This is a genomic window from Streptomyces abyssomicinicus (genome assembly GCF_008974245.1).
In the GTDB taxonomy this organism is placed as follows: Bacteria; Actinomycetota; Actinomycetes; order Streptomycetales; family Streptomycetaceae; genus Streptomyces; species Streptomyces abyssomicinicus.
This window is the reverse complement of sequence record NZ_BBZI01000008.1, coordinates 415,901-434,568: the sequence shown is the minus strand read 5'-3', so window position 1 is coordinate 434,568 and position 18,668 is coordinate 415,901. Positions and strand designations below refer to the sequence as shown.

Here is an 18,668-nt window from a genome sequence, read left to right as displayed (position 1 = left end):
TGAATGCGCCGTTTGAGCGATGCGGCCGAGGCAAGACGAACGGGACGAAGCGGTCCGCGACGAGAGCGGGCCGGGAGCGAACCCGGAAGGCTTCCATGTCCCAAGGCGTGATCATCGCTCTGATCGTCATCGTGGCCGCCGTCGTCCTGATCGCGGCCTTCATCGCCAAGTCCCGAGGCGCCAACGGCGGCCGCAACCTGCGCAAGCGCTTCGGGCCGGAGTACGAACGAACCGTCGCCCGGTACGACGGTGACACCGGTGCCGCCGAGCGGGAACTCTCCGCCCGGGTCGAGCGCCACGGCCGGCTGAGCACGCGACCGCTGGAGCCCGCCGAGCGGCAGCGGTACGAGACGAGCTGGGCGGCCGCCCAGGAGCGTTTCGTCGAGTCGCCGCGGGAGTCGGTGGCCGAGGCCGACCGCCTCCTCGCCGAACTCGCCGCGTCCCGGGGCTTCCCGGCCGGCAACGAGTACGAGGAGCAGGTCTCCGCGCTCTCCGTCCACCACCCGCACCACGTGAACGGCTACCGGCGGATCCACCGTGCGGCGCTGGCCGCCGCCGGAGGGGCCGCGGAGAGCAGCTCGGCCACCGAGGAACTGCGCGAGGCCTTGGTGGAGGGCCGCGCGCTCTTCGACGCACTGATCCACGAGAACCGCACCCACCGCACGGGCCCCGCCACGCAGGGCGCCCACGACGCCCGCGGGCACGGCGAGCGGCACGGCGGCCACGGCGCCACCGGCGACCTGACCCGGTCCCACCTGCCGGGCGCCCTCACCCGGAACCACGCGAAGGGGAGCTGACGCATGAGCGACCGCATGACAGACCGCATCAAGGACCGCCTGACCGACCACACCACCGACCGGGGAACGGACCGCACCGGCCACACGGGCCACCCGGACCACACCGGACACACGGACCACACCGGTCACCCGGACCACGTCGGACACGTGGGGCACGCGGACCACGCGCCGGTCGGGCACACCGACGACGGCACGGGCACCGGAGGGTGGGGCCCCGGCGGTTCGCCGGACGCCGCCGTCACCCCGGTCCGCCCGCTGAGCGACCCCGGCGTCCCGCCGGGCGCGGACAGCCACGACCTCCAGGACCAGCGCGACCGGTCCGCCGGCCAGGGGATCCGGGACGGCCAGGTGTTCCAGGACACCCACGGCTCCGCGGACGGCCACGGCACCTCCGGCACGCAGGGCACGGGCCTCCAGGGCGGCGGCGCCCACGACGGCGTCCCCGCGCACTCCACGCCGTACGACGGTGCCGCCGGCGCACCGGAGGACACGGGCGCGCACAGCCCGCGGGCCACGCCCGGCCCGCAGGCCACGCAGAGCACGACCGGCGTGGGCAACGTGACAGGCGGCCCGTTCGGAGGCGTCACCGGCACGGGGGACGACCACGGCACCCACGGCCGCGACACCTACGGCACCGGCACCAACGGCACCGGCACCCACGGCACCGGCACCCACGGCACCGGCACCCACGGCACCGGGACGCACCACACCGGCGCCCGCCACGCCGACGACGGCCCCGGCGAGACGCTGCACCGGCTGCTGCCGCACGAGGACACCGAGAAGCAGGCCCAGCGCCTGCACCACGCCATGGGCGGCTTCGTCGACGAGCCCCGCGGTTCGGTGGCCGAGGCCGAGAAGATCCTGGACGAGGTGTCCGAACGCCTCAGCTCCTGCCTGACCGCCCGGCGCCGCACGCTGCGCACCGCCTGGCAGTCCCTCGGCGACGAGACCGCCGACCCGTCCGCCGACACCGAGCAGCTCCGGCTGATCCTGCGCGACTACCGCGAGCTCACCGAGCGGCTGCTGCGGCTCTGACACGCCCAGAGAGTTCCGGAACAGAGGAACGGAGAAGCTCAGTCCCGCCGGGCCCGCCGCTCGGCCAGCACGCCCTCCACGTCGAAGGGCTTGCGGCCCAGCGGCGGGCCCGGCGGCGGCTTGTACATCATGTCGCGGATCTTGACGTTCACGTCCTCGAGGATCTTGCGCGCGGCCCGTTCCGTCGGGGCGGCCAGTGCCGCCTCGTGGGCGTCCTCGGCCTCTTTGCGCAGGGCAAGCGCCGGAGGCAGCACGGACAGGCCCTCGCGGGCCATCTTGCGCTTCACCCACCACAGGTCGTCGTGCGCGGCGCCGAGGTCCGGCAGGGGCTTGCCCGCGCCCGGCAGATCGGCGAACTCGCCCCGGGCCTCCGCCTCACGGATCTGGCGGTCCACCCAGGACTCGAAGCGCACGCCCGGAGGCTTCCGTTCGGTCATGCGTCCATTGTCCCGGACCGGAGGTCCGGCGGACGAGCGGCATCAGGCCGATCTATCATCGGCACCGGTCCGCCCGGTACGCACCACGAGGAGCTGAGCGCAGTGCTCGAACTGACCATGGCCGCCGTCTCCGGCACGGACGAGGGCGCCACGGCCGGCATGCAGATGGCCGACGCGCCCAGCGCCCCCGGCTCGGTGCTGCGGGTCGGCCGCGACAAGGCGGTGTGCCGGCTCGGCACGCCGTCGGACTGGCTGTTCGTCTCCCGGGTCCACCTGGAGTTCCAGTACGGCTCGGACGGCGTCTGGCACCTGACCTGGCTGCGCGGCTCCCAGCCGGACCCCTCCTCCGAGGTCCGCATCCTGATGGGCGGCGCCACCCACCCGCTGGCCTACGGCGGCACGGTCACCCTGCCGCCCGGCGGCTCCGGCGAGATCGTCGTCCAGGACCGCACCTCGCCCCGCAGCGTCAACGTGGGCTTCTACCACGAGGCCTGACCCCCCCCGGGGCCGGCGGGGCGCCGTTACGCCAGCACCCGTGCCAGCGCGAACCCGTCGTGCCCCTTGACCCCCACCGTCTGCAGCGCGGTGCCGGCGAGCCTCGGGTGCGAGGCGATCAGTTCCAGCGCGGCACGGGTGCCGCGGACGTCCGGGGCGTCGCTGCCGGCGTCGGTGACCCGGCCGCCGCGCACCACGTTGTCCACGACGATCAGGCTGCCCGCCGAAGTCAGCCGCAGCGCCCACTCCACGTAGTGCGCGTTGTTGGCCTTGTCGGCGTCGATGAACACCAGGTCGAAGGGGGGCGGGTGCTCGTCGGCCAGCTTCGGCAGCGACTCCAGCGCCGGGCCCACCCGCACCTCCACGATCCGGTCCAGCCCCGCCCGGGCGAGGTTGCGGCGGGCGATCGCGGCGTGCCGCTCCTCGTACTCCAGAGTGACCAGGCGGCCGTCCGCGGGCAGGGCGCGGGCCAGCCAGATGGTGCTGTACCCGGCCAGCGTGCCGATCTCCAGGATGTTCCGGGCGCCCCGCGTCTCGGCCAGCAGGCGCAGCAGCTTGCCCGCGGTCGCCGACACGCCGATCGGCGGCAGGCCAGCCTCCTCCGCGTCGCGCAGGGCCGCCGTCAGCGCCTCGTCCTCCGGGGCGAGCAGGGCGGACAGATAGTCGTCGACGTCGTTCCAGACCGCGGGATTCCCGCCTGAGGGTTCGCTCATCGGACTGGTCCTTTCCCTGGGGCCGGCCGGACGGGGCGGAGGGAACCCGCGGGTCCCCTTCCCCGGGGATTATGACCCCGGCCCGCCGCCCGTGTCCGTCACCGTGAGCACGCGCCGCCGCCGTGCCGGTCAGTCCTGGACGCGGTCGAACAGGGGTCCGTCGGAATCCGCGGCCACCGTGTACCGGGTGGCGGCGCCGCCGTCCCGGACGGTCTGGCAGGTGTACCCGGTGGGCGCGGACCCGTCGACCGCGGCGGCGACGGGGATCTCGTCGCAGGACAGCTCGGTGCCGGCGTCGCCGCCGAACCGCTCCCAGAACTCGTGGTGGACGCGCCGGGCGACCAGCAGCCGCTTCCGCGGCTCGGCGCGGTACGGGGTGAGGATGTCGTCCGGCTCGTAGGTCTCGCCGATGGTGACGGTGTAGGGGATCTCGACCCCCTCGTACGTCACCGTGCACGCGCTGGTCGCCTTCGCCTCCCGGGTGACGCCGTGGGGGCAGACCGCGGTGGTCCTGCCCGCCACCCTGGCGTCGCTCAGCAGGTCCCCCTGGAGCGCGTACTCGACCTGGGTGGTGAAGTCCGCCCCGCCGTCCGGCTTTCCGGGGGGCTCCTCCATGTCCGCGCCGCTCTCGGCGACCCCCTTCTGAGGGCCGGTGACGGCCACGGCCAGCGGAGCGGCCTTCGCCGCCGAGGACTTTGGCGCGGCGCCGGAGGCGGAGCCCGCGCCGCCCTCCGGACCGGGGCCGGTGGCCGCCCCGTCGTCGGGTCCACAGCCGGCGACCAGCAGCGCGGCGGCGGCAACACCCAGGAAAACACGGGGAATTCGTCGCATGACCGGAATGCTACGAAGCGGCCGGCGGTCCGGGGGCCCGAACGGACCCGACTGTTACAGGAGGAAAACGGTTTGGCGGGCCGGTGCCGCGCGGTGAGAATCCCCGGCATGACGCTTCGCCCCGCCGCCGCATGGTCGGTCGCGCCCGAGGAGGTGACCTCCGCCGACGCCGTGGCGCTGTGGCGGGAGTACTACACCGAGGTCAGCGACCGCTGGTACCTGCTCCACGAAGGGCGGCGGACCGACCCGGAGGAACTGGAGCGGGAGATCGCCGCCGCCGGGAGCGGGCACGGACTGCGGCCGCCCGGCGGCGCGCTGCTGGTCGCACGGTACGACGGCGCGCCGGCCGGGACGGCGGGGGTGCGCCTCGCGGGGGACGGGGCCGCCGAACTCACCCGGGTGTTCCTGCTGCCCGCCCACCGGGGCAGGGGCGGCGCCGCGCTGCTGGTCGCGGCGGCCGAGGAGGCGGCGCGGGAGCTCGGCGCCCGGCGGATGATCCTGGACACCCGGAGCGATCTGGTCGAGGCCAGGGCGCTGTACGCGCGCCTCGGGTACCGGGAGACACCCCCGCACAACGACGGCGTGTACGCCGAGCACTGGTTCGCCAAGGACCTGTGAGGCCGACGGCCGGGGCAGGGGCTCCCGCGGGCACCGGTCGTTTCGCCGATGCGGGCGCCCGGCGGGCGACGGGACCCTGACGGCGTCCGCCCCCCGCCTCACCCTCGGAGGAACCCATGCGTCGCCCCCTGCGCCGTCTTCTCGGCGTCCTCGCCGCCTGCGCCATCGCCCTCACCGTCTCCGGCCCCGCCACCGCGGCGACCCCCGCGAGCACGGCGGGCACGGCGGCCGAGGCCGCGCCGATGAGCACCAGCACCCCGGTGGTCTTCGTGCACGGCTACACCGGCAGCGCGTCCAACTGGACCACCGCCATGTCGGTCTTCCGCGCCAAGGGCTGGTCCGCCGACCGGCTGTTCGCCTACGAGTACAACTCGTACGGGAACAACGTCCAGAACGCCCAGGGCCTCGCGTCGTTCGTCCAGAACGTCAAGTCGCGGACCGGCGCGAGCAAGGTCGCCATCGTCAACCACTCGATGGGGGGCCTGGTCAGCCAGTACTACCTGAAGGTGCTCGGCGGCCACAGCAACGTCAGCCACCTGGCCTCGATCGCCGGCGCCAACCACGGCACCACCTACGCCGGGGCCTGTCTGGTCTACGTGACCTGCCAGCAGATGTACCCCGGCTCCTCGTTCATCTCCCAGATCACCTCGGGCGACGAGACGCCGGGCACCACCGAGTACGCCACCTGGTACTCGGCCTGCGACGGGATCATCCTTCCCTACACCAGCACCCGGCTGGACGGCGCCGACAACAACGCGGTGCTGTGCACCACGCACATCGGGTTCCTCGCCGACACGGGCGTGCTCGGCGACATCGCGGACTTCGTCGCCTGACGCGCGGCGGCACGCGAAGGGCCCGGCTCCCCGGTCGAGGGGGCCGGGCCCTGCCGGTGCGCGGGGGTCAGGGCTTCCCGGGCGGTGCCGGGTTTCCGGGCGGTGCCGGAGCGGCCGAGGTGCCGGACGGTGCCGAGGTCCCGGGTGGCGCCGGGGTCCCGGACGGGGCCGGAGCCTCGAAGGAGACCGGGGCCTCGAAGGAGACCGGGGCCTCGAAGGAGACCGGGGCCTCGAACGCCGCCTGCCGGGTGGCCCGGCGCAGGGCGCGCAGGACGGCCGGGCCGACGGACAGGGTGAGGACCGTGGTGAGCAGGGCGCGGCCGAGGTCCCAGCCCATGGACGTGGTCAGGCAGTAGGCGACGAAACGGGCCAGGTTGTCCGCGAGGGGCGCGCCGGGGTCGGGGGCGATGGCCGAGGCGATCGAACCGGTCAGGAAGGGCCACCCCTGGAGGTTCATCAGGGTTCCGTAACCGAAGGCCGCCACGAACCCGTACCCGGCGAGCATCCAGATCTCCGCACGGCCGGCGGGGCGGCGGGGGAGGAGTCCCGCGCCCAGGGTGAACCAGCCCAGGGCAAGCATCTGGAAGGGCAGCCAGGGGCCCACCCCGCCGGTCAGCAGGGCGGACGCGAACAGGGTCACCGAGCCCAGGACGAAGCCGAAGCCCGGGCCGAGGACGCGGCCGGCGAGCACCATCAGGAAGAACGTCGGCTCCAGTCCCGCCGTGCCCGCCCCGATCGGCCGCAGCGCGGCGCCCGCCGCGGCGAGCACGCCCAGCATGGCGACGGCCTTGGCCCCGAGCCCGGACTCGGCGATGGTGGCCGCGGTGACCGCGACCAGGAGCAGCAGCAGCCCGGCGAACAGCCAGGGAGCGTCCTCCTGGTGGGCGGCCACCGAGGACTCCGGCGGCGCCAGCAGCGGCCACACGAAGCCCGCCAGGCCGACCACGCCGACCAGCAGCAGCGTCAGCGTGGAGCGGGCGCCGAGCCGGACGGCGCGGGCCCCGGACGGGGGCGCGGGGGTCGGGGTCATGCCAGGGCCTCCCGGACCTGCCGCACGGTCAGCCAGCGCTGCGGGGCGAGCACCTTGGTCACCTGCGGCGCGTAGGCGGGCAGCGCCAGCACCACCTCGGCGGTCGGGCCGTCGGCGACCACCTCGCCGTCGGCGAGCATCACCACCCGGTGGGTCAGCTCGGCCGCCAGTTCCACGTCGTGGGTGGCGAGGACGACGGCGTGACCCTCCTCGGCCAGCCGGCGCAGGTGGCCGACCAGGCGCGTCTTGGCCGCGTAGTCCAGGCCGCGGGTCGGCTCGTCGAGCAGCAGCAGCGGCGGGCGCGCGGTCAGCACCACCGCCAGGGCGAGGGTGAGGCGCTGGCCCTCGGAGAGGTCGCGGGGATGGGTGGAGTCCGCGATGCCGGGCAGCAGCTCCGTCACCAGGGCGCGGCAGGTGCCGGGCCCGGCCCCCGCGTCGCGGTCGGCGGCGGCGCACTCGGCGGCCACCGTCTCCGCGTACAGCAGGTCGCGGGGCTCCTGCGGGACCAGCCCGACCCGGCGGACCAGGTCGCGCGGCCGGGTGCGGTGCGGGACGGCGCCGCAGGCGAGCACCGAGCCGGAGGCGGGCTCCACCAGGCCGACCAGCGCGGACAGCAGGGTGGACTTGCCCGCGCCGTTGCGGCCCATCAGGGCGACGGTCTCGCCGGGCGAGACGGTGAGCGACACCGACCGCAGTGCCTCGACCGGGCCCCGGCGCACCACCAGCCGGTCCACCACGGCGGGCGCGGGCGCCGAACCGGCCGCCGCGGCCCCTGCGGTCCCCGTGGACCCAACGGCCGTCGTGACTCCGGCGGCCTCGGCGATCCCGCTCCCGGCCCCGGCGCCGGCGGCCTCGGTGCTCCCGCCCTCGCCCCCGGCCCCGGCGCCTCCGGTCGCGGCGGCCGAGGCGCGGCGGCGGCCGGGCCACCAGCGGCGGCGCTCCGCCGCGGGGGCGCGCAGCGCCGGGACGGTCAGGGCGGCGGCCGGGGCCGGGGCCGGGGCCGGCGTGTCGTCGGCGCCGGTGAGCCGTTCCCGCAGCGTGCCGGCGCGGCGGCGGGCGTCGCGGACGGTCAGCGGAAGCGGGGACCAGCCGGCCAGGCGGCCCAGCTCGACGACCGGCGGGAACACGGGGGAGGAGACCATCACCTCCGCCGGGGCGCCCACGACCGGCGTCTCGCCGGGGCCCGGCAGCAGCAGCACCCGATCCGCGTAGTGCACGACACGCTCCAGCCGGTGCTCGGCCATCAGCACCGTGGTGCCCAGGTCGTGCACCAGCCGCTGGAGCACCGACAGGACCTCCTCCGCGGCCGCCGGGTCCAGCGCGGAGGTCGGCTCGTCCAGCACCAGCACCCGGGGGTGCGGGGTGAGCACGGACCCGATGGCGACCCGCTGGCGCTGCCCGCCGGAGAGCGTGGCGATGGGCCGCTCCCGCAGGTCGGCCAGGCCCAGCAGGTCCAGCGTCTCCTCGACGCGGCGGCGCATCACGTCCGGGGCGAGGCCCAGCGACTCCATGCCGTAGGCGAGTTCGTCCTCCACCGTGTCGGTGACGAAGTGCGCGGTCGGGTCCTGGCCCACCGTGCCCACCACGTCGGCCAGTTCACGCGGCTTGTGGGTGCGGGTGTCACGGCCCGCCACCGTCACCCGGCCGCGCAGGGTGCCACCGGTGAAGTGCGGCACCAACCCGTTCACCGCGCCCAGCACCGTCGACTTGCCGACGCCCGACGGGCCTACCAGCAGGGCGAGTTCGCCCTCGGGGATCTCGAAGTCGAGCCCCCGCACGGCGGGTTCGGCCGTGCCGTCGTACGTCACGGAGACCTGTTCGAAGCGGATCACGGTCGTCGGTCCTTGCCGGTCGGTTCGGGGACGTGGGGGGCGAGGAAGGCCGGCAGCAGCCCGAGCAGCATCGCCGCGGCGGGCCACAGCGGCAGCACGGGGGCGGCCGGCGGGGTCACCGGCGGGTCCAGCGCCGCCGGGTCGTACGCCGCGGCGACGACCGTCAGCACGGCCACCGCGACACCGGAGCCGGCCACCAGCCAGGCGCGGACCCCCCACCGCTCGGGCCGGTAGCGGGTGCGTGGGGTCCGCCGGCCGCCCAGCCACATCCCGGCCAGCGCGGCCACGATCCCGGCCAGCAGCAGCGGCAGCCCGTACACCCCGCCGACCGCGCTCAGCAGACCGTAGGAGCCGGCCGCGATGCCGAGCAGCCCGCCCAGCGTGAGAGCCGCCGTGGTGCGCCGCACGGCGGCGGGGACGGCGGCGGTGCGGCCGTAGCCGCGCGCGTCCATCGCGGCGGCCAGCGCCACCGAACGGTCCAGCGCGCCCTCCAGCACCGGCAGCCCCACCTGGAGCAGCCCGCGCACCCCCCGGTCCGGCCGCCCGCGCAGCCGCCGGGCCGCGCGCAGCCGCAGCACGTCGGCGATCAGGTGGGGCGCGAAGGTCATCGCGACGACGACGGCCACGCCCACCTCGTACAGCGCGGCCGGCAGCGCCTTCAGCAGCCGCGACGGGTTGGCCAGCGCGTTCGCCGCGCCCACGCAGACCAGCAGGGTGGCCAGGCGCAGGCCGTCGTAGAGGGAGAACAGCACTTCCTCGAGGTACACCGGGCCGCCCAGGCGGATGCCCCGCGCCCAGTCCGGCAGCGGCACCTCCGGGAGGCGGAACAGCAGCAGCGTGCCGGGGATCGCGGTGCCGAACACCAGCGAGAAGACCAGCCGGATCCCCAGCACCAGCAGGCCCAGCTTGACGAAGGCGCCGTACGAACGCGCCCAGGGCGCGTTCGTACGGCAGGCCATGACCACGTAGGCGCTGACGCCGATCAGCAGCGCCAGCAGCAGCGGGTTGCGGGTACGCGACGCGGCGACGCCCAGCGCCAGCGCCCACACCCACCAGGCGCCGGGGTGCAGCGCCGAGGCGCGCGCCCTGGCGGCGTCCCGGCCGGCGGTCACGGCCGGCGTGGTCACGGTCATCCTGGTCGCCGTCCCGTCATCCCCGGCGTCGCCGCGCCTGGAGGACGGCGGCGCCGCCCAGCAGCAGCACCGCGCCCGCGCCCGCCCACACGCCGAGGGAGGGGCCCGACGACGAGGCGTCGGCGGAGCCCTTCCCGGCGGCGTCCGCACCCGCAGCGTCGCCGCCCGCGTCACCGCCGGAGGAACCGCCGTCCGAGGCGCCGCCGCCGGACGGGTCCGCGGCGGACACCTGCTCGCCGCAGCCGGCGCGCGGATAGCCCTCGATGGCGCACAGCAGCGCCCCGCTGTCGTAGCGCAGCGGGGCGGCCACGGCGGCGAGCGCGTCCGCCGCGGAGGCGTCCTCGGCGACGCTCGCGCAGAACGTGCGGCCCTCCGGCGGGGTCTCGCCCTCCGGCGCGTCCCCGGCGGTGCCGAAGTCGACGACGAGCGCGATCCGCTTGCGGCCGTCCCGCTCCGGGGTGCCGTCGCAGATCTCCGCGAACGGCTCCGCGGTCCGCGGGGTGGCGGAGTCGGCGGAGTTCTCGCTCACCGAGAACCGGAAGCCGTGCACGGCGCCGTCCTCCGGGCGCAGCGACGCCGGGCCCTGGGTGGCGTACACCCACGTCCGCCCGTCGAGCTCCCAGTACGACCAGTAGCGGTACCCGGCCGCCCCGGCCGAGCCCGCGCCCTGCAGCAGCAGGGACACGGTCAGCAGCGCCAGGACGGCCGACGTGAACGCGCGCGGACCCCTCACGGCCGGCGCTTCCGGACGGTCAGCAGGACCGCGACGACCACGATCAGCGCCAGCACGCCGCCGCCGGCCCACCACACGGCGGGGGAGATCCCGGACCCGTCGGCCTTCTCCTCGCCGCCCTCGGCGGCGTCGTCTCCGTGCGCCGCGTCCGCCTCCGGGGCCGGGCCGGTTGAGTTCAGCAGCTTCACCAGGTCCTCGCCGCCGAAGTCGCGCGGGTCGGTCCCCAGCGCCTCGGCGGCCAGGACCAGCTGGGCGTAGGCGGCCGGGCCGGTCTGCTCCGCCCAGGCGAGGCCGTTGTCACGGAGGTGGCCGAAGGCCTTCCGCGCCTGGTCGGCGTGGCCGGCGGAGGCCAGCGCGATCACGGCGTCGGCGGTGTTGCCGAGGTCGGGCCTCGGGTCGGCGCCGGGCAGCGCGGAGGTCAGGTGACCGTCCTTCTGCAGCGGGCCGGCCAGGTAGGCGGCGCCGTTCTGGGCGGCCTGCCCGGGGGTGTCCGCCGTGCCGCACTCCGCCGGGGAACCGGCCGCCTCGGCGTCCTTGCCGCCGAGACCGGCGCCCAGGGAGCCCAGCACGGCCGCGGCGGTGGCGTCCGCGTTGGCGAGCAGCTCGCCCGACTTGTCGGGCTGGTAGGCGAACGCGCCCGCGTCCTCGCCCTCGCAGGGCAGGGCGAAGGTCAGCAGCGCGTCGAGCGGCGACTTCCCGCCCTTCACCGTCTCGGCCGGCTTCTCGCCCGCGGCGGCCAGCGCGCCGATCACCACGGACGTCGAGTTGGCGTCGGAGGGGGTGCCGGGGCTGTAGCCCCAGCCGCCGTCCTTGTTCTGCACGGAGACCAGCCAGTCGACGGCCTTGCCGACGGCCGCGTCGTGCCCGCCGAGCGCGGCCAGCGCCTGCACGGCGGCGGCGGTGCTGTTGCTGTCCACCATGGTGCCGGCGTCGCAGTCCTTCGCCGGGTCGGGGCGGAACGCGGCGAACGAGCCGTCCGCGCACTGCTGCCCGGTCAGCCACCGCACGGCCTGTCCGGAGGGCGTCACCCCGGCGGTGTCCTGGGCCAGCAGGGCCAGCGACTGGCGCCAGACGCCGTCGTAGGTGGGGTCGGCGGCGCCGTGGAGGCCGGCGGGTATCTCCGGGGGCGCGGACGGCGACGCGGCGGGCGTCGCGTCGTCCGCGAGGGCGGCCGGGGCGGATCCGGCGCCGAGTACGGCGGCAGCGGCGAGGACCGCTGCGGCGCGGCGAACGTTCATGGTTGGCGGGGTGCCTCTCCCTGTGGGGAGCCAGGCGGCGACGGGCGCACAGTGCGGGCCCGGCGGCTCGGCTCCGTATACCTCGACGGTGCCGGCCCCCGGCGGGAGCCGGTGGCCATGAGCCGGTCACGTTCGCCCGGGGCATTCCGGCTCGCCACCGGTGGACGGCGGCTCACGGTTGCGGGTCAGCGCCGGATTTGCACCGGCTTCCCCCCGAACGGGTGTGATGACGACCGGGCCACTCTACCGGCACGCCCGGACGCCGGAGGGGGCGCGGTACCGCGGCGGCCGGGACCGCCTCGGCCGCCCGTCCACGGCCGGGCGGCGGACGCGGCGGCAACGGGGGCACATATCCGGCCATGGCGAGGGCAAACAGGGCCAAGAGGCCCTCGACCCGGGCCGGACGGTCCGGCAGGATTTCGCGAATGGTGCTGATCGGGGTCGGCCGCACTGCCGACGTGTACGTGGTCGACGAGCGGTGGGTCCTGCGCAGGTACCGCGACGCCGCCGTCGGCGACACGGAGGCCGAGCGGAATCTGATGACCTACCTCCACGGGTGCGGCTTCCCCGTGCCGCTGGTCCGTCCGGCGGCGGAGGGTGAGACGCCCTGCGGCACCGACCTGGTCCTGGAACGGCTCGACGGTCCCACGATGGCGGGCGCGCTGTTCGCCGGACTGATCACGCCCCGGGAGGCGGGCGCGATGCTCTCCCTGCTGCTCGCCCGGCTGCACGCGGTGCCGGCCAGGCGGTCGGCGGACCCGGAGGAGCGCATCCTCCACCTGGACCTGCACCCCGAGAACGTCATCCTCACCTCCGCGGGCCCCCGGGTCATCGACTGGGCGAACGCCGGCGAGGGGCGCCCCGGACTCGACCGGGCGATGACCGCGGTGATCGTCGCCCAGGCCGGCGCCGCGAACACCCAGCACGCCGGACCGGCACGGGAAGTGCTGGCGACGCTGCTCGGCGACCCCGCCGCCGCACGTCCGACCGCGGAGGAGCTCGGCGAGGCGCTCCGGCTGCGGGCGGCCGACCCGGCCATGACGGAGCGTGAGATCGCCCTCCTCGGCCAGGCCGGGGCCACCGTCCGGGAAGTGGCCGGGCTCCAGCCGGCCTGAGTCCGCCGGCGGCCGCTCGGGCACGTCGGGATCCGGACATCTCCCCACGTCAGCAGGGACGTCGGGCCGCCGATGCCGTGGCGAGCATCACCTGGCAGACTTCCCACAGTGCCGCTACCAGCGGGTAGATTCGGACCGCCGTTGCGTGATCAACAGTGATCGCCGGTGATCGTCCGAGACTTGTTGCTGGTAGCCGCCGCGACGTAACCTCGCGGGACAGTTCAGGAGAAGGGGGCCGAGAGTGACCGCTGAGGCCATGGCCGCCGACGGTCAGCCGGCTCTGCGCATCGCGCTCCTCACCTACAAGGGCAACCCGTTCTGCGGCGGACAGGGTGTCTACGTGCGCCACCTGTCCCGCGAACTGGCCCGGCTCGGCCACACCGTGGAGGTGATCGGCTCCCAGCCGTACCCGGTCCTCGACGAGGGCGAGGACCTCGCCGGGCTCTCCCTGACCGAGCTGCCCAGCCTCGACCTGTACCGCCAGCCCGACCCGTTCCGCACCCCGCGCCGCGAGGAGTACCGGGACTGGATCGACACCCTCGAGGTCTCCACCATGTGGACCGGCGGCTTCCCCGAGCCGCTCACCTTCTCGCTGCGCGCCCGCCGCCTGCTGCGCGCCCGCCGCGGCGACTTCGACGTCGTCCACGACAACCAGACCCTCGGCTACGGCCAGCTCGGCGACCTCGGCGCGCCCCTGGTGACCACCGTCCACCACCCCATCACCGTCGACCGGCAGCTCGAGCTCGACGCCGCCGACGACTGGAAACGCCGCCTGTCGGTGCGCCGCTGGTACGCCTTCACCCGGATGCAGAAGCGGGTCGCCCGCCGCCTGCCCTCCGTGCTCACCGTCTCCGGCACCTCCCGGCAGGAGATCGTCGACCACCTCGGCGTCCGCCCCGAGCGGGTGCACGTCGTGCACATCGGCGCCGACACCGAACTGTTCTCGCCCGACCCGTCGACCCCCCGGGTGCCCGGCCGGATCGTCACCACCTCCAGCGCCGACGTGCCCCTGAAGGGCCTGGTCTTCCTCGTCGAGGCGCTCGCCAAGCTGCGCACCGAACAGCCCGACGCCCACCTGGTCGTCGTCGGCCGGCGCGCCGAGGACGGTCCCGTCGCCCAGGCCATCGAGCGCTACGGCCTCGAGGGCGCCGTCGAGTTCGTCAAGGGCATCACCGACGCCGAGCTCGTCGACCTGGTCCGCTCCGCCGAGGTCGCCTGCGTGCCCTCGCTCTACGAGGGCTTCTCGCTGCCCGCCGCCGAGGCCATGGCCACCGGCACCCCGCTGGTCGCCACCACCGGCGGCGCCATCCCCGAGGTCGCCGGCACCGACGGCGAGACCTGCCTGGCCGTGCCGCCCGGTGACGCCGGAGCGCTCGCCGCCGCCCTCGGCCGCCTCCTCGACGACCCGGAGCTGCGCGCCCGCCTCGGCACCGCCGGCCGCGCCCGCGTCCTGGAACGCTTCACCTGGAAGCGCGCCGCCGAGGGCACCGTCGCCCACTACCGCGAGGCCGTCGAACGCCGGCGGCCGGGCCGTGACCGGTCCGCCGCTCCCACCCCCACCACCGGCCACAACCGCGAAAGCAGGACCCCGTGCTGACCGTCGACTTCTCCCGGTTCCCGCTCGCCCCGGGCGACCGTGTCCTGGACCTCGGGTGCGGCGGCGGCCGGCACGCCTTCGAGTGCTACAAGCGCGGCGCCCAGGTCGTCGCCCTGGACCGCAACGGCGAGGAGATCCGCGAGGTCGCCAAGTGGTTCGCCGCCATGAAGGAGGCCGGTGAGGCCCCGGCCGGCGCCACCGCCACCGCCATGGAGGGAGACGCGCTCAACCTGCCGTTCCCGGACGCCTCGTTCGACGTCGTCATCATCTCCGAGGTGATGGAGCACATCCCCGACGACAAGGGCGTCCTCGCCGAGATGGTCCGCGTCCTCAAGCCGGGCGGGCGGATCGCCGTCACCGTGCCGCGCTACGGGCCGGAGAAGGTCTGCTGGGCGCTCTCCGACGCCTACCACGAGGTCGAGGGCGGCCACATCCGTATCTACAGGGCGCACGAGCTGCTCGCCAAGATGCGTGAGGCCGGCCTGCGCCCCTACGGCTCCCACCACGCGCACGCGCTGCACTCGCCCTACTGGTGGCTGAAGTGCGCCTTCGGCGTGGACAACGACAAGGCGCTGCCGGTGCGGGCATACCACAAGCTGCTGGTCTGGGACATCATGAAGAAGCCGCTGGCCACCCGGGTCGCCGAGCGCGCCCTCAACCCCGTCATGGGCAAGAGCTTCGTGGCCTACGCGACCAAGCCGCACCTGCCGGCCGTCGCCGCCGGGGCTGCCGTCGCCGCCGGGACCGCCGGATCCGCCGAGGACCCCGAGACCTCCGGAGCCTTCGGGACGGACCCGAAGTGACCACCCCGCGTACCGAGCACCTCGTCCTTCCCGGGGTGCTCACCCCCGAGCAGGCCGCCGCCACCGTGCGCGGCCTGCTCGCCGTGCAGCGCGACGACGGCGCCATCCCGTGGTTCCGCGGCCACCACCTCGACCCGTGGGACCACACCGAGGCCGCGATGGCCCTCGACGCGGCCGGCGAGCACGAGGCCGCCGAACGCGCCTACCTGTGGCTGGCCCGCCACCAGAACGAGGACGGCTCCTGGTACGCCGCCTACGCCGACGGCGCCCACGACGAGGTCACCGACCGCTCCCGCGAGTCCAACTTCGTCGCCTACGTCGCGGTCGGCGTCTGGCACCACTACCTGTCCACCGGCGACGACACCTTCCTCGACCGCATGTGGCCGGTCGTGTACGCGGCCGTCGAGTTCGTGCTGCGGCTCCAGCAGCCGGGCGGGCAGATCGGCTGGAAGCGCGAGGACGACGGCACGGCGGTGGACGACGCGCTGCTGACCGGCAGCTCCTCCATCCACCACGCGCTGCGGTGCGCGCTCGCGGTCGCCGAGCAGCTGGAGGAGCCGCAGCCCGACTGGGAGCTGGCGGCGGGCGCGCTGCGGCACGCCATCCGGCTGCACCCCGAGCGGTTCCTCGACAAGAGCCGGTACTCCATGGACTGGTACTACCCCGTCCTGGGCGGGGCCATGGAGGGCGCCGAGGCGCGGGAGCGGATCGCCTCCCGGTGGGACGAGTTCGTGGTGCCCGGGAAGGGCGTGCGGTGCGTCGTCCCCAACCCGTGGGTCACCGGGGGCGAGTCCTGCGAACTCGCGCTCGCGCTGTGGGCGGCGGGGGAGTCCGACCGCGCGCTGGAGATCCTCCAGGCCGTGCAGCACCTGCGGGACGAGGAGTCCGGGCTGTACTGGACGGGGCTGGTCTTCGACGACGGCGCGATCTGGCCGGCGGAGCTGACGAGCTGGACGGCGGGGTCGTTGCTGCTGGCTGTCGCCGCGCTCGGGGGGCACGAGGCGACCTGCGCCGTCTTCGGCGGCGACCGCCTCCCCCGGGGCCTCGCCCCCGACTGCTGCGACCCCACCCCCGAAGCAGCCTGACCCCACCCCCGCGGAAGCCCGCCTGACCGTCCTGCGCACGCCTGCCCCACCGTCCTGCGCGCGCCTCCACGCCCCCTGCGGGCGCGCCTGCCCGACCCCTTGCGGGCGCTTGCCCGACCCCTCTGCGGGCGGCTGGGCCGCCCAGGGGGCGATGGGGGTCCCCCCTGCTCGAGCGAAGCCGAGAGCTTGGGGGAGGGCGGGCGCAGGGCGGCGCCCTCGCGGCAAGCGGTCCGCTCCACCAGGCCCAAGCAGGCTGCACCTTACGCACGTGACCTCACTGCGGCGCGCCCAAGCCGGACCTCGGCGGACAGCACTGTTCATCCCCCGACCCGCCCCCTTCCCAAGGGGCTTACGTTCCGCGGAGCGAGCCGTCACGTGCGTACGCGAGGCCTGCGCCCACCCGTGCCGCCCCAGCGGCACGACTGCCCGCAGGCGGGGACGGGTCGGGTCGGGGGGCCGCACGGTGGCGCGGCGCCCGCAGACGGAAGGGGCACGGCCGGCGCACCGTCCCGGCGGCACGGTTGCCCGCGGTCGGAACGGGTGGGGGCAGGGGACCGCGCGGCGGCGGGGCTGGTCGGAGCACGGGAGGGGGTGATTCGCGCGCCGCGTTCGGGCGGGCGCCGGGTGCACGCGGGGGGACGGTGGTGGGGGCGTACCCGGACGGGGGTACAGCGGTCGCCCGGGGCCAAGGGGTGGGTGACGCTGCGGGGAGAGGACCGCCCAACTCCCCCGGAGGCAGACCCATGCCCGTTTCGCTACGCCGTCTCGCACTCGCCGTGACCCTCTGCTGCGCCCTCGTCGCCGGCGCGACCGGCTGCGGCAGCAGCGAGCCCACCACCTCCTCGCCGCAGGCGGACACCCGGGTCAACCCGCGGGCGAGCGCGCAGGCCCTGGAAGCCGAGGCGATGGCGCAGATGAGGGCCGAGGCGTCCCAGGTGGGGCGGACACGAGCCGAGCCCACCCCCACCACCTCCGCCGAGAAACAGAAGTTCGCCAAGACCCGCTTCGTCGTGAACGCCGGCCTCGCCGCGGGCGCCACCTACCAGTGGATCGTCAAGCCGTTCCGCGCCGGGAGCTTCAAGAAGGGCGCCGACGGCCGCCGCATCTCCCTGGTCAAGGCCGGCCTCGCCGGCGTCTTCGCGTACAACCGCCTCAAGGCGGCGATCGACAACGCCAAGGGCGACCCCACCCTGGCGAAGGCCGTCGCCCCGCTCGAAGAGGGCATCGAGAAGATGAAGGACCTGCCCAAGCAGCTCCGCAGCGGCGACAACACCGACGAGATCGTCGGCAACTTCGACAGCATCATCAACGACGTCAAGGACGCCGGGAAGTCCGCCGGCGCCGAGGTCACCGACAAGGTGCCCTCCGCCGGAGAGCTGCAGGGCGCGCCGTAACGGCACGGCGCGCGGCACGACGAAGGCCCCCGCCGGACGGCGGGGGCCCTGGTCACGAGGGACGCGAGCCGTCAGCCCCGCTGGATGCCCGAGGCGTCCTGCAGCAGACCACGACGCCCGTCCTGGGTCTGCGCGACCAGACCCGGACCCCGCTGGTCGACCGCCAGGTACCAGACGCCCGGCGCCAGCTCGGCGATCTGCGTCGGCGAACCGTCCTCCGCGTACAGCGCCCGCGGCGTCGGCACGGCGAACCAGAACGGCGAGAACTCCGGCCCCGCCTGCTGCTGCGCGGGGGCGGGCGTGCCGCCCTGCTGCGGCTGACCGCCGTAGGGCTGCGGCTGCTGCTGCGCCCCCGGGTAGCCGTACCCGTTCGGCGGCTGCGCGCCGTACGGCTGCGGCGCCGCCGGACGCGGCGTGGCGTTGATCAGGGGCGCCTGCAGCGCGGGCACCAGGCTCCCGGCGACCGCGGCGCCGGCCAGCAGCAGCGCGGCGATGAACCCGAGGATCAGGCCCGCGCCGGCGCTGCCCTCGGAGTCCAGCAGCTGCCACAGCAGGTACCAGAACGCGAAGACCGTGAAGGCCACGCCGACGGTGCCGAGGTCGTGGCCGGCCACCTTGCGGGGCTGGGGCAGGCACCGGTTGACGACGATCAACGCCGCGCCGATCACGCCGCCCAGGAAGACGCCCAGGGCGAGGGGCAGGTGTCCCCAGGCGGAGGGGGACTCGAAGCCGTAGTCGTTGGTCCCGAGGTCGGCGATGTCGAGGAACGACGCGATGAACAGCAACAGCGCTGCTCCGATCACCACGCCGTCGCCCCGAGTGAGGGAGCGGATGTTCACTACAAGTCCTTCGTCGTCTCGTGTCGTCGTGTCGTGCCGGGCTCTGCCGCGGGATGGACCCTATCGTCCGCACCGTCACCGCGGGCACCCGGTGGGCCGGTCCACGCACG

Annotated in this window: 19 protein-coding genes and 1 riboswitch; of the genes, 10 read left to right on the top strand and 9 right to left on the bottom strand. The window is 75.3% G+C overall.

What is annotated here, in order from left to right:
• Window positions 1-95 precede the first annotated feature (95 nt).
• Together GBN72_RS18920 and GBN72_RS18915 are read left to right on the top strand one after the other, a co-directional pair.
• Entirely contained in the window at window positions 96-797 is a 702-nt protein-coding gene (locus GBN72_RS18920; RefSeq protein WP_151773022.1) for a hypothetical protein, read from the top strand.
• A 3-nt stretch (window positions 798-800) separates the two neighbouring features.
• Window positions 801-1,832 carry a hypothetical protein gene (locus GBN72_RS18915; RefSeq protein WP_151773021.1) on the top strand — a complete coding sequence of 344 codons (1,032 nt, stop codon included), beginning with the start codon at window positions 801-803 and terminating at the stop codon, window positions 1,830-1,832.
• Between the two features lie 38 nt (window positions 1,833-1,870).
• Here GBN72_RS18915 and GBN72_RS18910 read toward each other — a convergent pair whose 3' ends face one another.
• Window positions 1,871-2,269, bottom strand: a complete 399-nt coding sequence (locus GBN72_RS18910) for a DnaJ family domain-containing protein (protein WP_151773020.1) — start codon at window positions 2,267-2,269, stop codon at window positions 1,871-1,873.
• Window positions 2,270-2,371: 102 nt separating this feature from the next.
• Between GBN72_RS18910 and GBN72_RS18905 the strand changes: the two genes are divergently transcribed.
• On the top strand, window positions 2,372-2,764 hold the full coding sequence (locus GBN72_RS18905) for an FHA domain-containing protein (RefSeq protein WP_151773019.1): 393 nt from the start codon (window positions 2,372-2,374) through the stop codon (window positions 2,762-2,764).
• A gap of 26 nt (window positions 2,765-2,790) precedes the next feature.
• Here the strand turns inward: GBN72_RS18905 and GBN72_RS18900 are convergent, their stop codons facing one another.
• Together GBN72_RS18900 and GBN72_RS18895 are read right to left on the bottom strand one after the other, a co-directional pair.
• Window positions 2,791-3,477, bottom strand: a complete 687-nt coding sequence (locus GBN72_RS18900; protein ID WP_151773018.1) for an O-methyltransferase — start codon at window positions 3,475-3,477, stop codon at window positions 2,791-2,793.
• 129 nt (window positions 3,478-3,606) lie between these two features.
• Entirely contained in the window at window positions 3,607-4,308 is a 702-nt protein-coding gene (locus tag GBN72_RS18895; RefSeq protein WP_151773017.1) for a hypothetical protein, read from the bottom strand.
• Between the two features lie 108 nt (window positions 4,309-4,416).
• Here GBN72_RS18895 and GBN72_RS18890 point away from each other — a divergent pair, with 108 nt between their 5' ends.
• Window positions 4,417-4,926, top strand: a complete 510-nt coding sequence (locus tag GBN72_RS18890) for a GNAT family N-acetyltransferase (RefSeq protein WP_151773016.1) — start codon at window positions 4,417-4,419, stop codon at window positions 4,924-4,926.
• Between the two features lie 116 nt (window positions 4,927-5,042).
• On the top strand, window positions 5,043-5,759 hold the full coding sequence (locus tag GBN72_RS18885; protein WP_151773015.1) for an esterase/lipase family protein: 717 nt from the start codon (window positions 5,043-5,045) through the stop codon (window positions 5,757-5,759).
• A 67-nt stretch (window positions 5,760-5,826) separates the two neighbouring features.
• Here the strand turns inward: GBN72_RS18885 and GBN72_RS18880 are convergent, their stop codons facing one another.
• Genes GBN72_RS18880 through GBN72_RS18855 form a run of 5 tightly spaced genes read right to left on the bottom strand, consistent with a single transcriptional unit; the run spans window position 5,827 to window position 11,725 of the window.
• A complete protein-coding gene (locus GBN72_RS18880) occupies window positions 5,827-6,789 on the bottom strand; it encodes an ECF transporter S component (protein ID WP_151773315.1) in 963 nt (320 codons plus the stop codon).
• On the bottom strand, window positions 6,786-8,621 hold the full coding sequence (locus tag GBN72_RS34165) for an ABC transporter ATP-binding protein (protein WP_164540723.1): 1,836 nt from the start codon (window positions 8,619-8,621) through the stop codon (window positions 6,786-6,788). Before GBN72_RS34165 ends, GBN72_RS18880 begins: the two co-directional genes overlap by 4 nt.
• Complete coding sequence (locus GBN72_RS18865) at window positions 8,618-9,754, bottom strand: energy-coupling factor transporter transmembrane component T (RefSeq protein WP_151773014.1); 1,137 nt, start codon at window positions 9,752-9,754, stop codon at window positions 8,618-8,620. Before GBN72_RS18865 ends, GBN72_RS34165 begins: the two co-directional genes overlap by 4 nt.
• A 16-nt stretch (window positions 9,755-9,770) precedes the next feature.
• Window positions 9,771-10,487 carry an SCO2322 family protein gene (locus tag GBN72_RS18860; RefSeq protein WP_151773013.1) on the bottom strand — a complete coding sequence of 239 codons (717 nt, stop codon included), beginning with the start codon at window positions 10,485-10,487 and terminating at the stop codon, window positions 9,771-9,773.
• Complete coding sequence (locus GBN72_RS18855) at window positions 10,484-11,725, bottom strand: SCO2321 family membrane protein (RefSeq protein WP_151773012.1); 1,242 nt, start codon at window positions 11,723-11,725, stop codon at window positions 10,484-10,486. Before GBN72_RS18855 ends, GBN72_RS18860 begins: the two co-directional genes overlap by 4 nt.
• 139 nt (window positions 11,726-11,864) lie before the next feature.
• Window positions 11,865-11,938: riboswitch (cobalamin riboswitch) on the bottom strand.
• 212 nt (window positions 11,939-12,150) lie between these two features.
• Here GBN72_RS18855 and GBN72_RS18850 point away from each other — a divergent pair.
• From GBN72_RS18850 to GBN72_RS18830, 5 genes are all read left to right on the top strand, one after another.
• A complete protein-coding gene (locus GBN72_RS18850; RefSeq protein ID WP_151773011.1) occupies window positions 12,151-12,840 on the top strand; it encodes a phosphotransferase in 690 nt (229 codons plus the stop codon).
• 256 nt (window positions 12,841-13,096) lie between these two features.
• Window positions 13,097-14,437: a glycosyltransferase family 4 protein gene (locus GBN72_RS18845; protein ID WP_151773314.1), complete on the top strand. Its 1,341-nt coding sequence runs from the start codon at window positions 13,097-13,099 to the stop codon at window positions 14,435-14,437.
• Complete coding sequence (locus GBN72_RS18840) at window positions 14,431-15,240, top strand: class I SAM-dependent methyltransferase (protein ID WP_246212633.1); 810 nt, start codon at window positions 14,431-14,433, stop codon at window positions 15,238-15,240. The genes GBN72_RS18845 and GBN72_RS18840 overlap by 7 nt, the downstream gene beginning before the upstream one ends.
• Entirely contained in the window at window positions 15,237-16,325 is a 1,089-nt protein-coding gene (locus GBN72_RS18835; protein WP_151773010.1) for a prenyltransferase/squalene oxidase repeat-containing protein, read from the top strand. The genes GBN72_RS18840 and GBN72_RS18835 overlap by 4 nt, the downstream gene beginning before the upstream one ends.
• Before the next feature lie 743 nt (window positions 16,326-17,068).
• Entirely contained in the window at window positions 17,069-17,719 is a 651-nt protein-coding gene (locus GBN72_RS18830) for a hypothetical protein (RefSeq protein ID WP_151773009.1), read from the top strand.
• A gap of 71 nt (window positions 17,720-17,790) precedes the next feature.
• Here GBN72_RS18830 and GBN72_RS18825 read toward each other — a convergent pair whose 3' ends face one another.
• Entirely contained in the window at window positions 17,791-18,558 is a 768-nt protein-coding gene (locus GBN72_RS18825; RefSeq protein WP_174887160.1) for a DUF5336 domain-containing protein, read from the bottom strand.
• Window positions 18,559-18,668: the final 110 nt, after the last annotated feature.